This is a genomic window from Paenibacillus lentimorbus NRRL B-30488, assembly GCF_000411595.1.
In the GTDB taxonomy this organism is placed as follows: domain Bacteria; phylum Bacillota; class Bacilli; order Bacillales; family Bacillaceae; genus Bacillus; species Bacillus velezensis.
In genome coordinates, this window is sequence record NZ_ANAT01000006.1 from 184,762 (window position 1) to 198,707 (window position 13,946).

A 13,946-nucleotide genomic window follows, 5' to 3' on the forward strand; every position below is an offset into this window, starting at 1 on the left:
CCGTTCCTCCTGTCTTACCTCTCCACTCAAGCCAAAAGAGCAGATATTATATCTGCTCTTCATCTTGGCCAAAATAAAAATCTTCGTCCTTAATCGGTTCTACCGTCGCCTTTTTGTAGCCGTTCCCTTTCATGGAGAAGAAATCATGTGATTTTGTTTTGGTGTTTAATCCGTTTAATACGATCGGATTAATATCCTCTTCTTCAAAGTAAGGATCGAACCCTAAGTTCATCAAAGCTTTATTGGCGTTATAGCGGATGAATTTCTTTACGTCATGAGACAGCCCGACTTGGTCGTAGAGATCCTCTGTATATTCAAGCTCATTGTGATAAAGCTCTTCTAAAAGCTCAACCGCAAATTCGCGAAGTTCCGCTTTTTTCGCTTCTGTTTGTTTATTGTATATTTCCTGTGCCAGCAGTCCGACGTATACACCGTGGATCGCTTCGTCACGAAGGATCAGGTTGATGATCTCACCGCTTTGCATCAGTTTTCCTTGTCCGTAGAAATATAACGGATAATAGAAACCGCTGTAGAAAAGGAAGCTTTCCAGATAGACGGAAGCAACCATCGCTTTGAACAGTGAAATTTCATCATCTTTTTGAATGGCTTTGTAAAGCCCGACAATCATTTGCGCTTTTTTCTGCAAATATTTATTTTGTTTAACCCATTCAAATACTTCGTTGATCGTTTCAGTCGGAGCAAGCGTCATAAAAATATTTGAATATGATTTTGCGTGCACCGCGTTTTCCATCATCGCCATGAAATTAAGAACCGCTTTTCGCTGATGGCCCTCGACGTGCTCGGCCACAATCGGCATGCCTGTGTTCCCCTGCTCTGTATCAAGCAGTGTCAGGCCGGCGAGCACCTTCATGTACGTATCCTGCTCATTTTTACCCAAATACTTCCAAGTAAGAAGATCGCCGTTTAATGCGATCTCTTCCGGAAGCCAAAACTGCTTTACGTTTTGGTTGTAAAACATTTGGGTGAAATCATCTTCATGCTTTGACCAGTTTGCTGCGTCATAAATTTTTGTCACTGTTAACTCTCCTTTAATCAAACGACACAAGAAAGACAGCTGTCCTGCCCGGTATCTTTCGTTCTTGCATAGTAAATGGTTTTGATGCCTCTATGGTGGGCATACAGATCAATACGGTTCAGATCACGAGTTGTCATCGTATCTTTCAAAAACAGGGTAAAGCTGATTCCCTGATCGATATGCTGCTGGATTGTCGCGATCATATCCACCACTTTGAACATGTCCATATCATAAGCTTCTTTGTAGAAGAACCAGTTATTAGACGCTAACCCCGGCATCGGGTAATACGTTTTTGAATTTCCGTATGTTCTTTCTTCGATCCGTTCCATGATCGGCATAACGGACGCCGTGCTGGATTGGACATAGGAAATGGAGCCTGTCGGCGCGATGCACAGTCTGTAGCTGTGGTACATGCCGTTTTCGGCGACAAACGCCTTCAGCTCTTTCCAGTCTTCGATTGTCGGGATGTGCATGCCTTCAAAGAGCGCAGCGATTTTTTCGTATGCCGGTGAGAACTCTTTTTCGATGTATTTATTGAAATATTCTCCCGTTGCATAAGTGGAGCCTTCATAATGCTCAAACGTTTCGCCTTTTTCTTTCGCAAGCTCAGCTGAACGCTGGATGGAATAAAAGTTCACCATCATAAAGAACGTATTGGCGAAATCTCTTGCTTCCGGGCTTTCATAAGCGATGCCGTTTTGGGCCAGGTAGCCGTGAAGGTTCATGGCGCCTAAACCGATCGACTTCATCGCTTTGTTCGCGCGTCTGACTGCCGGCGCGTTGCGGATATCCGTCGTCTCAGATACATGAGTCAGGGAATCCGTCGCGAGTTTCACCGTGCGCTCAATCGATTTATGTTTCATGACATTCAAAATATTTAATGAACCAAGGTTGCAGGAAATGTCCAGGCCGATTTCGTCTTCCTCGTCATAATCTGTGTAAGCCGAAACCTGTGACGCCTGAAGCACTTCAGAGCAAAGGTTCGAGAATTTCACTTTTGATACGTGGTTATTCGCATGCTCTTTGTTTACGTTATCCTGGAACATAATGTACGGATAACCTGACTCAGAACGGAGAACGGCAAGCTTTTCAAGCAATTTGCGCGCATTCACTTTTTCTTTTTTGACACGCGGGTTGTCGACAAGCTCCTCATACATCGCCGTCATGTCCATCTCATCCATATGCTGGCCGTATTCTTTATAAATCGTGTGCGGATAGAATACATAAGCCGCTTTGTCCTCACGTGCAAGCTCAACGAACTTATCCGGAATGACGACACCGATAGAAAGCGTTTTGACACGCACATCTTCATCCGCAGAAATCTTTTTCGTATCAAGAAAGTCATTGATATCGCGGTGGAAAATGTTTAAGTACGCCGCGCCAGAGCCTTGTCTTTGCCCCATTTGGTCAGCATAACGGAACGCGTTATCAAGAAGCTTCATGACGCCTACAACACCTTTTGTGGCGTTTTCAACATCTTTAATCGCTTCACCTTTCGCGCGAAGCTTGGACAGATTAAGAGAAACCCCGCCGCCCAGTTTAGACAGCTGCATGGAAATATCGATCGCTCTTGAAATGTCGTTTAAGGAATCATTGACTTCGAGCAAGAAACAGCTCACAAGTTCTCCGCGGCGTTTTCTGCCGGCATTCAAAAATGTCGGTGTGCTCGGCTGATATTCCTGATTGATCATCAGATTTACATATTCTTTTGCTTTCTCAGTGTCGCCGTTTGCGAAGAACAGCGCAACAATTGAGATCCGGTCCTCATAACGCTCGAGGATTTTTTTCTTGTCATTCGTTTTCAAAGCATAGTCATTATAGAATTTAAACGCACTCATGAAGGAAGGAAAACGAAACTTCTTAGCGTAAGCTGTCTTAAACACTTCTTTAATGTCTTCAAAAGAATAAAGGCTTAAGAATTCCTCTTCGTAGTATTGGTTTTCAATCAAATAATCCAGCTTCTCTTTTAAATCGTGAAAGAAAACTGTGTTTTGATTGATATAGTCTACAAAATAGCTATGTACAGCCTCTTTATCTTTATCAAACTGGAATTTTCCATCTTGTTGGATCATGATTTCGTTATTTAACTGGATCCATTTTGGCACTTGATTTTGTGACAACTCTTTCTACCTCCTGAGTAAACAATTCAACGTCTTTAGATGTGCCGCTGAGTTCAAATTTGTGCAAGATCGGCACCTGATATTGTCTAGAGATGGTATCGGCGCTTTTTGCAAAGTTATCGCCCCATACTTTGTTGCCGCTCGCAGCGACTCCTAATAAGAGATGGGCGTATTTTTCGAGAAATGATTGTGTTGATGCCGGTACCTGACCGAAGTTTGTCGTGTAGGTGACCAAAACAAACGGAGTGTCCACGTGGTCCGTTTCGTCCACCTTGCGGATCAGCTGAAAGTCTGTTTTATTCACAAAACGCTGAACATTCCCTGTCTTTGAATCAAATATGATTTGAACCATCCTTATCACGACCTATCAAAAATAATGAATCTCTTAACACTATATATAGTATACTAACCTCTCAGAAAAACACAACATATTGAGGTCGATTTATAAAAAATTCATATTTTTGAAAGAGCGGACTTTGGCTCCGGCCCGATTAACGCCCAAAAAAGAGAGCAGAACGAGAATCATCTCTCATCCTACTCAAGGTGTCATGTGTAAGCCGATGTCTATCATAACATGAAAAAAAACTGCTTAGTAGTCTAGACTTTTATTCTTATTTTTTGTAAGAATCACATTTTTTTTCGCTTTCAACGGTTTCTTCAATCTCCACATCAGCACCGATTTCTTTCAGTACGGCTTTCAGAGCGCTTGTGATGGAAGCCTCTCTGATCAGTTCTTTGCCGTCAACGATGATGCTGGTTCCATATTCATAGCAGGAATCATCTTCACAAGTTTCTTCCCAATGGTTGATTATCACCTTGTGTTTCAATCGTCTCACCCTCTGCATGATCAATGTCAGTACTTAGTGTAGCTTGTGCGGCCCGCTTTGTAAATTCGAACGCTTGTGAAATTTATTCAAGCTCATCCAGCGCCGTTTCTTTTTTCAGTTCGATTTTATCCGTTTTTTCATCATAGCGGTATATTTTTAAGTAACCGTCCTCGACAATGCCGAAACGATTATGTTCCAGCTGCACCACGCCTTCTGTCTGCGGTTCGGCATCCGCCAAGCCGCCGTCATCATCCGTCACCACCGTCTCGTGATTGCTGCAAGCTCCAAACAGCAAAAAAACAGCGATCCAAACGAGCGTAATCCTGATTCTTCTCAGTTCATTTTCACTTTCGAACACGATTTTCCGAACCCCCTTTTATCTTTCCGATATACGGCCTGCAATATACAGACGCGCATAGAAAAAGACCATTGTTCATGGTCTTTGTCAAAAAGTCTATTCAAGCTCAAGCTGGACGTTTTTTTGCGGGGCGAACGTGGAGATGGCATGTTTATAAATAAGCTGCTGCTTCCCCTCCGTTTCGAGCAAAACGGTAAAGTTGTCAAAGCCTTTTACCTGGCCGCGAAGCTGAAAGCCGTTGAGTAAAAACACCGTGACGAACGTATTGTCTTTTCGGATTTGATTCAAAAACTGATCTTGAATATTAATCGGTTTCATGTTTCGTCCTCCTTGGTTCTCAATACAATACTGTTTCGATTAAATTTCCAGTTTTCCTGCTATGCACTCGAAAATTTCCTTTTTTCTGCTCAATATCAACAGGCGGCGTCATATCTGTCCATGAAACGGGCATTTTATTGCGAAACCAGGTCAGCTGGCGTTTCGCATATCGCCTTGAATTTTGTTTTAATTGCTCCACAGCCTGAGGGAGCGGCACTTTTCCATCAAGATATTCATACAGCTCTTTATAGCCGATCGCCTGAATCGATTGGCTATCCCGGATATTCATATCATACAGCCGCTTTACTTCGTCAAGAAGGCCGGTTTCCAGCATCAGGTCAACGCGCTCGTTAATCCGGCCGTACAGCACTTCTCTGTCCATTGTAAGACCGATAAGAACCGCATTGTAAAGCAGCTCCCGTTTTTGGGTTTTAAGATGCTCTGACATTGTTTTTCCCGATACATGCAGGATTTCGAGCGCGCGGATGACTCTTCGCGTATTGTTTTGATGAATGGCTGCCGCCGCTTCCGGGTCGGCTGCCGCAAGCTTGGCATGAAGCGCTTCCGCCCCTTCTTCAGCCGCCAGTTTCTCCATGCGCTCCCGGAATACAGGGTCGCCGGAGTTTTCCGTGAACGTATAGTCATACAGCACGGACTGAATGTACAGACCCGTCCCCCCGACAATCATCGGCAGCTTTCCTCTACCGGCAATCTCGGTGATTTTCCCCCTTACCATTTTCTGATAATCCGCCGTTGAAAAAGTGTCGGACGGCTCCAAAATATCAATCAGGTGATGCGGCACGCCTTCTGTCTCTTCTTCGGTGACTTTGGCCGTTCCGATGTCCATCCCTTTATATACCTGCATGGAATCTCCGCTGATGATTTCCGCATTCAGCATTTTCGCGAGTCCGATGCTTAGTTTTGTTTTTCCGACTGCCGTCGGTCCGACGAGTATGACGACAGGCTGTTTTTATTTTTCAATATGTATCACTCTCTTTTATAAATCTCCCCCTAATTATAGCATTCATTTCTTCAGGCACCTATCCATTTTGCCCTTTTTCCTGAGCGCTAAACATCCGCTACCACCCGATCGGCTCGTTTCCGACAACCTCTCTCGTTTTTCCTTTGAGCGTATGGCGGTGCGTTTTCCGTCCTTTCTCCCGCGGATCGTAAACGACGCCGCCGTGCTGGATCTGAATCGGCTCATTGTAGGCGGCAAAGGTGGTCTCTGAAAGCTCATGGTAATGTGTTCCGTCAACCCTCGGGATGGCAGGGCCGGAAATGCCGTAATACCTATGAAAATGGCCGTTTTCAAACGAGGTGATGCCCGTATAGAAATGTGTATGCTCATCTGTATTGCTGCCGTTCTCCGGCTGTGAAAAGCCTTCGATCACATGGTAATGCCCCTGCACTACATCCGTAACAGCCCGGTATGCGTGTGTGTGCGGAGGTTTTTTTGACCAATCGGACTGATACAGGCCCACAAAAGCTCACTCCTTTATTTTTGATAAACGCCCAATCAAAAATTGGTGGGCTGAATACTCTGTTATCATCTCAAATTTATTCTTGGAGGTACCTAAATTATGAATGAAGAATACACATACGAAGCAGATAGTGATATGAGACAGTTTGGACGGCCCGGATTTGGGTTTGGACGGCCGGGCTTCGGGTTCGGGCGTCCCGGATTCGGATTCGGCTTCGGGCGGCCGGGTTTTGGTTTTGGCCGGCCTTGGTTTGGCCGCCCTTGGTTTGGCGGGTTCGGACGGCCGTTTGGTTTTTACGGCGGACCGTTTGTCGGAGGGCTTGTCGGGGGGCTTGTCGGAAGCGCTTTGTTCAATCCGTATTTGTACGGAGGTTACGGCTACCCTTACTATCCGTATTACTACTAAGACAATCAAAAAGGGCTCCTTTCAGGGGCCTTTTTATATAGGCCTAATGTCTTGACTTGGCGGGCAAAGTTCGGATATTATTTTATTTTACTGCCTTAAACAAAAGGCATAAGGATTATGATGAGAGGGGGATTTGATATGATTCTGGGTTATATCTTCCTCACAATTGCTATTTTATCAGAGTCAATCGGCGCGGCCATGCTGAAGGTCTCCCGCGGATTTACGCGGTTTTTGCCGAGCGCGCTTGTAGTGGCAGGCTATTCATTGGCCTTTTATATGCTTTCACTGACACTGAATCTCATTCCGCTCAGCTTATCCTATGCAACATGGAGCGGAGCCGGAACGGTGCTCGCATCCATTATCGGAGCGAAATGGTTTCATGAAAAACTGGACAAGCAGGCCGTCATCGGACTTGTATTCTTATTAGCCGGTGTCATTCTGATGAATTGGTAGAAAGGAGAAGCATGATATGAAAGGATTACTCTGCCTGGCATTAGCCATTGTATCAGAAGTGTTCGGAAGCACGATGCTGAAGCTGTCGGACGGTTTTACGCACTTATGGCCCGCTCTCGGCGTCATTGCCGGAATCGGAGCCTCTTTTATGTTTTTGAGCTTCTCTTTGAAAAGCCTTGATTTATCCGCCGCATACGCGACATGGTCAGGTGTCGGCACGGCTTTAACGGCAATTGTCGGCTTTTTTGTTTTTAAGGAAGCCATGACAGCCAAAATGATGATCGGGCTTATTTTTGTCATCACAGGCGTCATCCTGCTGAACCGTTCCAAGTCTCAAAAAGCTAAAAAAATCAAACGGCCCGGAGCTGACCGTTTGAACTCGTCAAGCGCGGGCAGCTTTTACTTCAACCTCAAGCTCCATCTCCACGTTTCCTTGGATCGCTCGTGAAATCATACAGGAGGACTCCGCTTTTTGCGCTAACTTCCTGGCGAGCGTAAAGTCCGTTTCGGCTGCATCCGGCTTTAATAATATAAACGGGCGGTGAATGATTTTCTGGTACGTGAACACACCGTTCGTGACGTCTACAATTCCTTCAGATTCCATATGTAGATCTTCTTTATCCAGACCGCTTCTTTCCATCATCGCCGCAAGCGTTATAATATAACAGGTCGCGGCCGCTCCAAGCAGCATTTCATCAGGATTTGTGCCTTCTCCGGGTCCGTCCATTTCCTTAGGAATGGACACAGCCGTTTCCAGCCGGCCGCTTTTAATATCGCCGACGTCATTGCGATTTCCGGGCCAATTTGCTTTTAAATAAAAGTGATGTTTTGCCAAGGGACAAACCTCCTTTTTTTCAGTTTACTCACCTTTCACTGGTTTGTCTTTTTTTAAGCTCACGAATACTCTTGATTGATCACTCTTTTTATCGTACGGACAAACCGGTAAAATTCCTCCGTTTTTGTGAATTCCCTTTCGCGGTAATCAAAATTATCAAAAAACGCTTCCCGCTGTTCTCTGCTGATCTCAAGCTGTATACTAAGCCCGGTTTGCGCCTGGTTATTGATATTTTCGGTGTCAACCCCGGCCAGACCGGTTTTTGAGGTTGCCAATTCTGCAGGAAATCCGTTTCGTTTGAGAGCTCTCACCAATTTTTTCGCCCGCTTCCGGTCGCTTCCTCCGACAAGAGTATTTTTCTCGTCGCCTTTATAACCGTGAACTGCGATAACATAATGGTGCTGCTTAATGCTTTCGACTGCTGAAGGCTCATCGAACTTGGTGCTCGTAATATGAAGAGTCTGGTTATCATGCGCTTTTAATCCCTCAAACAGGTAGGTTGAATAATCATCCCTGAAAGAGCGGACGATCTCGCTCACCCCGCCCTCAATTCTCCCTCCGTGCGGCGACATGATCAATACGGGGCTCCCCTTTCGCTTATTGTACGATATATGATAATCATCGGGGTCTTCATGTTCAGCCAGATCTTTAAAATCTGTGTATGTATCAGAAGAATTCGAGGGATCAGGGTCTGACGCATAATGAGCACATCTTATTAGTAAGACCATTGCTACGATAATGATGACATTAAGTAAAATTCTTTTCATCAGCTCTCCTTCTTTGCTCCTTTCTGAAAAATGAAATATTCATTATATGGATTTTTGTCAATAGGTCTTATCTTAACATTCTATTAACATTATCATCAGTGAAAAACTTCCCGGTTTCGAAAAATCAATGGATTGTCACGGTTCAAGCGCTCAAATGCCGGGCATCAGTGAAAAAAGGTTGAGAGAGGGCAAAAAAAAAGGGAGGAACGCCCGAATTTTCAGGGGCGGGAGATTCACGGCCGGAAACGGAAGGCATCAATAATACGCTTTTAAAAATGAATATCCGCCTCCCGAAGCAAATGCGCAGGACAGAATGGAGCCCGTCAAAAAAGTTCTCATCTGCCTTTTTGTACAGCAAAATGCCGTTACAGCCCGCTCATCCCCTTTTTTTATCATAATGGTCCGTTTTGAAATAGAGCCGTCTTTTTTCATATATATAATATCAATCGGAAGCTGTTTTTCCAAGGAATGTCTCAATATGATGTTCATGTGTATACCTCCTTCCGCCGGATTCATCATAAACGAACAAACGTTCCGATCCAACTCGATTTCTTCTCCTGAAAAAGCCGCAAGTAACCAGCTCTCCTGAAGGACAAACAAACTGACCGAACATACGGCCTGTTCATATGGTATAGAGAGAATCGCCAGAATGGGAGGAAAAGTATATATGTTTGGTTACTCAATGGTACAAATGGTGCGGTCAAATGCTCATAAGCTGGACTGGCCGCTCAGAGAAAACGTATTACAGTTATATAAACCTTTCAAATGGACACCTTGCTTTTTGCACAATTTTTTCGAAAAAAAGGTGAAAAACAGAAAGAAAATGTCAGTCATCATTGAATTTGAAGAGGGCTGCCATGAATCCGGTTTTCACAGCACAGGACAGGTCTTATCAAAAGAAAAACGCTGCACCATAAAAAAGCAGTTTCAAACAATCAACTGCTGCAGCGCCGAAGTCACTCCGTCCGCCCTTCACATGCTTCTTTCGCAATGCCGGGATATCCGTAAAATCTATTTAAACCGTGAAGTAAAAGCTCTCCTTGATACGGCAGCTGAATCGTCTCATGCAAAAGAAGTGACCCGTAACGGCACCGTATTAACAGGAAAAGGCATAACCGTCGCCGTTATTGATACCGGAATCTACCAGCATCCCGATTTAGAAGGCAGGATTATCGGATTTGCGGACTTTGTCAACCAAAAGACAGAACCGTATGATGACAACGGGCACGGCACCCATTGCGCCGGTGATATCGCAAGCAGCGGCGCTTCATCTTCGGGTAAATATCAGGGGCCGGCGCCGGAAGCCGATCTGATCGGAGTCAAGGTTTTAAACAAATCAGGATCAGGAACCTTGGCTGATATCATTGAAGGTGTGGAATGGTGCATACAATATAATAAAGAACACACAAAGAATCCGATCAGAATCATCAGCATGTCACTGGGCGGAGATGCGCTCAGATATGATAAAGAAACGGACGACCCGCTCGTCAAGGCCGTTGAAGAGGCATGGAATGAAGGAATCGTCGTCTGCGTCGCCGCGGGCAACTCCGGTCCGGAAGCTCAAACGATTTCAAGCCCCGGTGTCAGCGAGAAGGTCATCACGGTAGGCGCCTATGATGACAATGATACAGCCAGCAATGAGGACGATACGGTCGCTTCTTTCTCAAGCCGCGGCCCGACGGTGTACGGAAAAGAGAAGCCTGACATTCTTGCGCCCGGGGTCGATATCGTATCTCTCCGTTCTCCGCGTTCATATCTTGACAAATTACAGAAATCAAACCGAGTAGGCTCCTTGTATTTCAGTCTGTCGGGTACGTCCATGGCCACTCCGATCTGTGCGGGCATCGCCGCCTTAATCCTTCAGCAAAACCCGCAGCTTTCGCCTGACGAAGTGAAAACACTGATCAAACAAAGTCCGGATCAGTGGACAAATGAAGATCCGAACATTTACGGAGCGGGCGCAGTGAACGCTGAAAATGCCGTGCCGAAAGAGTAACCTTTTTATCATGAGAACGGGGTCGTCTGCACCGGCAGATGACTCCGTTTTTCAGGTGAATAGATGAAACATTTATAATGAAGGAACTCGGAACAGTTCAGAACCGGCTGTCAGAAAAAAAGATCAATGCAAGGCAGTGTATTTCTAAAAAAATAGGGAATAAGTATGGTGTAGATAAAAGGAGGAATCACAATGGCACTTACAAACACCGAATTGTCTGAATGGCTGCAAAAACAGATCGGACAAACGCTTGATATCAGAAAAGGAGAGCTGACAGACAGCCGAAACGAGATTTCTGATATGGATCAGATCATGCTTCACCTTGATGATGTTCTCGTCCGCCGGACAAACCATCCCGATGACTATGTAGCGGATGAAGAACTCGTCTTAAAAGGGCACGGCACAACCTATACGGAGGAAGGAAATGTCCCGCTTCCCCAAGATGCGTATGAAATTCCTCTGCTCGGCGACATTACCATCCAAAAGGAGCAAGACGGATTAAAGGTACATACAGATCGGGCCGTGTATACAATCGGGACCCGGAAAGAGCAATAAAAAGAAAAAACGCCCTGAATCAGCGGCGTTTTTTTATTGGTTTTTTTCTTCAGAATATCCGTGGAACATCGTGAATGCGCAAAGCATAATGCCTAAAATAATGATAATCGGGAGCCAGATCACGGCAAACTTATAATCCGGTTCGGCAAAAGCGCCTATGACCGCCCCAAAGCAATACAGAACCAAGGCAAGCGCGCGCAATACAGCATCTCTCGTAAACTGCTTCCGCTTGTCCGCTTTGTAAAACCTTGCGGTGAGATCTTCAAAAAAATTAGCGAGCGTTCCCGTTAATACGGTCGTGGAAATCCCCGCTACACCAAGTTTTCTCGCGGCTGTCGTCTGCATTCCCATTGCGAAGCTGAGCAGCATAATCAGCACATAAACAGAAATGGCATCTGCAAAAAAGCAAGAGAACAAAGCAAACAGCAGCAAAACAGCTCCTTCAATAGCTAAAGCGGCAGTTACCGCAGGGGGCCAGAATGATTTCTTTTATTGCCCACAAGCAAGGCCGCGGCAATAACGCCGGCAATAAATCCGATTAACGAGGTTAACGATTTGAGTACGGCAAGGTGCCATGAGTTGCCGATCGCCAGGCCGAACAGAACGATATTCCCCGTCATATTGGCGGTAAAGATATGTCCCAGGCTTAAATAACCGATCACATCCACAATTCCCGCTGTTAAACAAAGAAGTAAAAGTGCAATATTTCGGTATGTAGTCACTGTCAATGTGATCCAATCCTTTCTCATGCTGATTCCAACATATAAGTTTACTCTTCACCATTTCATATGTCCAGCCGGCGCGCCGCTTTTACAAAGCATAAAAAAAACTCCGGCGAACCGGAGAAGTTACTGAACGATAAATAATACTCTCGTGCCGTCGGAATAGCCGCTCATTTGATTTCCAACCCATGAACCGGCCCCGCGGTTATCCGACGGGGTTACATATCTGATATCAGCCCCCGCCCCGCCTTCTGTGCAGACTGCCATGGGCCATTCATCACGGTCAAACCCGGGCTTTGTCGGAATTCCTTTCAATGATTCTTTCCTTCTATTCTCCGCTCCGCCCCGATCAATTGTACAAATCTCAGAATGACCTGCCGAAATGGCGTCTTTTATATGATTTCCCGTCTCTGGATATTTTGACAGCGGGAAATACAGCACCTGATCGTATCGGGATGCGGCACGAGCAGCACTGTCCGAATGGATGCCGGCGCCCGTAAGGCCGAACTGAAGAGAGATCACCAAAAGCAGACTTGCCGCCCATTTCATAAACGCATTCATTCACATCCTCCTTAAGAAGTTGATATGAAGCGTAAATATGTATATTAGCCGGATTTAACACACATGATGAATTGGCAAAAAAAGTTTGCTGTTTTGTTGATAATTAACGAAAATGGCGGCTTTACGATTTATCTATTGAACCGGCTTCTGTTTCCTTATATATTTTAGACATACTTATGAGCCGTTGTGATCAGTGTCTTCGGCAGATAAAAGGAGGAATGCCGTCCGGTCGGCAGGCACCGGCTGTTGGTTATGTCTTTTCAAAAACATGAAGGCGGGGAAATCCAGATGGAAAAAACAATGTTTCACCCACACTCACCCGAGTTTCACGAAGACCCTTTTGCGGTTTTAAGCAGATTCAGAGAGCAGGACCCCATACATAAATTCGAACTGCAGCGTTTCGGAGGCACCTTTCCGGCATGGCTCATCACGCGTTATGATGATTGTATGGCGTTTTTAAAAGACGGCAGAATTACGCGAGATGTAAAACGGGTCATGCCGAAGGAGCTGATCGCGAAGCTGAATGTCAGCGAAGATATCGATTTTGTCTCAGAGCATATGCTGGCAAAAGACCCTCCGGATCATTCACGTCTTCGATCTTTGGTGCATCAGGGGTTCACTCCCCGGATGATTGAGCAGCTTCGCACCGGGATAGAGCAGATCACAGAAGAGCTGCTGGATGAAATGGAAAAAAAAGCAGACCCTGATATCATGAGAGATTTCGCGGCACCGCTTCCGTTTATCGTCATTTCCGAGCTGCTCGGAATTCCGAAAGAGGACCGCGCCAAATTTCAAGTGTGGACAAACGCAATGGTTGACACGTCAGAAAGCGGACAAGATGCGACCAATCAGGCTCTCAAAGAATTTAAACAATATATGAAAACACTGATCGAAGAAAAAGAAACATCCGGCTGAAGATCTGACAACCAAGCTTATTTACGCTGAAGAGGACGGCCAAAAGCTGAGTGAATCAGAGCTGTATTCCATGCTGTTTTTGTTAGTCGTTGCCGGGCTTGAAACAACGGTTAACCTTCTCGGCTCCGGCACCCTGACGCTTCTTCTGCACAAAGACCAGATGGAGAAGATAAAGCGGCAGCCCGAAAATATCCAGACGGCGGTCGAAGAGCTTTTGCGTTACACCTCTCCCGTCATCATGATGGCGAATCGATGGGCGATTGAAGATTTCACCTATAAAGATGTTTCTATTAAAAAAGGCGATATGATATTCATCGGCATCGGTTCAGCCAATCGGGATCCGGAATATTTCGATGATCCTGATACATTAAATATAGCGAGAACACCGAACCGTCATATCTCTTTTGGATTCGGCATTCATTTTTGTCTCGGGGCTCCGCTCGCCCGGATGGAAGCATCCATTGCCTTTACTTCGCTTTTAAAACGGTTCCCGAATATAGAGCTGAAAGGCGCGCCCGAGGATGTAACATGGAGAAAAAATGTGTTTTTGAGAGGGCTTGAAACATTGCCTGTCAGATTTTAATATCGCCCCCT

General features: G+C 45.4%; 15 protein-coding genes and 4 pseudogenes. 6 read left to right on the top strand and 13 right to left on the bottom strand.

Annotation, left to right across the window (positions count from 1 at the left end):
* Positions 1 to 46: 46 nt before the first annotated feature.
* The 8 genes and pseudogenes from nrdF to D368_RS03855 form a co-directional block, all read right to left on the bottom strand.
* On the bottom strand, positions 47 to 1,036 hold the full coding sequence (gene nrdF, locus D368_RS03820; RefSeq protein ID WP_024085331.1) for a class 1b ribonucleoside-diphosphate reductase subunit beta: 990 nt from the start codon (positions 1,034 to 1,036) through the stop codon (positions 47 to 49).
* A 17-nt stretch (positions 1,037 to 1,053) separates the two neighbouring features.
* Entirely contained in the window at positions 1,054 to 3,156 is a 2,103-nt protein-coding gene (gene nrdE / locus D368_RS03825; protein ID WP_003154060.1) for a class 1b ribonucleoside-diphosphate reductase subunit alpha, read from the bottom strand.
* Positions 3,116 to 3,508 (bottom strand): class Ib ribonucleoside-diphosphate reductase assembly flavoprotein NrdI, encoded by a 393-nt coding sequence (gene nrdI, locus D368_RS03830; protein ID WP_003154061.1) that lies wholly within the window; start codon positions 3,506 to 3,508, stop codon positions 3,116 to 3,118. The genes nrdE and nrdI overlap by 41 nt, the downstream gene beginning before the upstream one ends.
* Before the next feature lie 259 nt (positions 3,509 to 3,767).
* Positions 3,768 to 3,983 carry a hypothetical protein gene (locus tag D368_RS03835; RefSeq protein WP_003154062.1) on the bottom strand — a complete coding sequence of 72 codons (216 nt, stop codon included), beginning with the start codon at positions 3,981 to 3,983 and terminating at the stop codon, positions 3,768 to 3,770.
* Positions 3,984 to 4,065: 82 nt separating this feature from the next.
* The gene (locus tag D368_RS03840) at positions 4,066 to 4,341 is read right to left on the bottom strand and encodes a YmzC family protein (protein WP_071391798.1); all 276 of its coding nucleotides are present in this window, start codon (positions 4,339 to 4,341) and stop codon (positions 4,066 to 4,068) included.
* 96 nt (positions 4,342 to 4,437) lie between these two features.
* A complete protein-coding gene (hfq, locus tag D368_RS03845) occupies positions 4,438 to 4,659 on the bottom strand; it encodes an RNA chaperone Hfq (protein WP_003154064.1) in 222 nt (73 codons plus the stop codon).
* Between the two features lie 39 nt (positions 4,660 to 4,698).
* A pseudogene (gene miaA / locus D368_RS03850) lies at positions 4,699 to 5,614 on the bottom strand (tRNA (adenosine(37)-N6)-dimethylallyltransferase MiaA).
* A 124-nt stretch (positions 5,615 to 5,738) separates the two neighbouring features.
* Positions 5,739 to 6,143 carry a YmaF family protein gene (locus tag D368_RS03855; RefSeq protein WP_070081859.1) on the bottom strand — a complete coding sequence of 135 codons (405 nt, stop codon included), beginning with the start codon at positions 6,141 to 6,143 and terminating at the stop codon, positions 5,739 to 5,741.
* A 99-nt stretch (positions 6,144 to 6,242) separates the two neighbouring features.
* Between D368_RS03855 and D368_RS03860 the strand changes: the two genes are divergently transcribed.
* The 3 genes and pseudogenes from D368_RS03860 to erbB form a co-directional block, all read left to right on the top strand.
* Positions 6,243 to 6,548 (top strand): hypothetical protein, encoded by a 306-nt coding sequence (locus D368_RS03860; protein ID WP_015239898.1) that lies wholly within the window; start codon positions 6,243 to 6,245, stop codon positions 6,546 to 6,548.
* Between the two features lie 138 nt (positions 6,549 to 6,686).
* A complete protein-coding gene (erbA, locus tag D368_RS03865) occupies positions 6,687 to 7,001 on the top strand; it encodes an SMR family multidrug efflux transporter EbrA (RefSeq protein ID WP_003154071.1) in 315 nt (104 codons plus the stop codon).
* 16 nt (positions 7,002 to 7,017) lie between these two features.
* A pseudogene (erbB, locus tag D368_RS03870) lies at positions 7,018 to 7,350 on the top strand (SMR family multidrug efflux transporter EbrB); the annotation flags it as partial.
* 33 nt (positions 7,351 to 7,383) lie between these two features.
* Here the strand turns inward: erbB and D368_RS03875 are convergent.
* The 3 genes from D368_RS03875 to D368_RS03885 all read right to left on the bottom strand — a co-directional run bounded on the left by D368_RS03875 (position 7,384) and on the right by D368_RS03885 (position 9,092).
* A complete protein-coding gene (locus tag D368_RS03875) occupies positions 7,384 to 7,836 on the bottom strand; it encodes an OsmC family protein (RefSeq protein ID WP_070081858.1) in 453 nt (150 codons plus the stop codon).
* A 59-nt stretch (positions 7,837 to 7,895) separates the two neighbouring features.
* Positions 7,896 to 8,603, bottom strand: coding sequence for a poly-gamma-glutamate hydrolase family protein (locus D368_RS03880; protein ID WP_003154076.1), 708 nt, complete (start codon positions 8,601 to 8,603; stop codon positions 7,896 to 7,898).
* A gap of 255 nt (positions 8,604 to 8,858) precedes the next feature.
* Positions 8,859 to 9,092: a hypothetical protein gene (locus D368_RS03885; RefSeq protein ID WP_071391803.1), complete on the bottom strand. Its 234-nt coding sequence runs from the start codon at positions 9,090 to 9,092 to the stop codon at positions 8,859 to 8,861.
* A gap of 178 nt (positions 9,093 to 9,270) precedes the next feature.
* Between D368_RS03885 and aprX the strand changes: the two genes are divergently transcribed.
* Together aprX and ymzB are read left to right on the top strand one after the other, a co-directional pair.
* Positions 9,271 to 10,599, top strand: coding sequence for a serine protease AprX (gene aprX, locus D368_RS03890; RefSeq protein WP_071391804.1), 1,329 nt, complete (start codon positions 9,271 to 9,273; stop codon positions 10,597 to 10,599).
* A gap of 192 nt (positions 10,600 to 10,791) precedes the next feature.
* Positions 10,792 to 11,154 (top strand): protein YmzB, encoded by a 363-nt coding sequence (gene ymzB, locus D368_RS03895; RefSeq protein WP_007410383.1) that lies wholly within the window; start codon positions 10,792 to 10,794, stop codon positions 11,152 to 11,154.
* A 33-nt stretch (positions 11,155 to 11,187) separates the two neighbouring features.
* On the opposite strand, the pseudogene D368_RS03900 reads toward ymzB, so the two are convergent.
* Positions 11,188 to 11,903: pseudogene (locus D368_RS03900) on the bottom strand (YoaK family protein).
* Positions 11,904 to 12,002: 99 nt separating this feature from the next.
* Positions 12,003 to 12,437, bottom strand: a complete 435-nt coding sequence (locus D368_RS03905) for a NucA/NucB deoxyribonuclease domain-containing protein (protein WP_007611576.1) — start codon at positions 12,435 to 12,437, stop codon at positions 12,003 to 12,005.
* Between the two features lie 288 nt (positions 12,438 to 12,725).
* On the opposite strand from D368_RS03905, the pseudogene D368_RS03910 reads away from it, so the two are divergent.
* Positions 12,726 to 13,935 (top strand): annotated as a pseudogene (locus tag D368_RS03910) (cytochrome P450 family protein).
* The last annotated feature ends 11 nt before the right edge of the window (positions 13,936 to 13,946 follow it).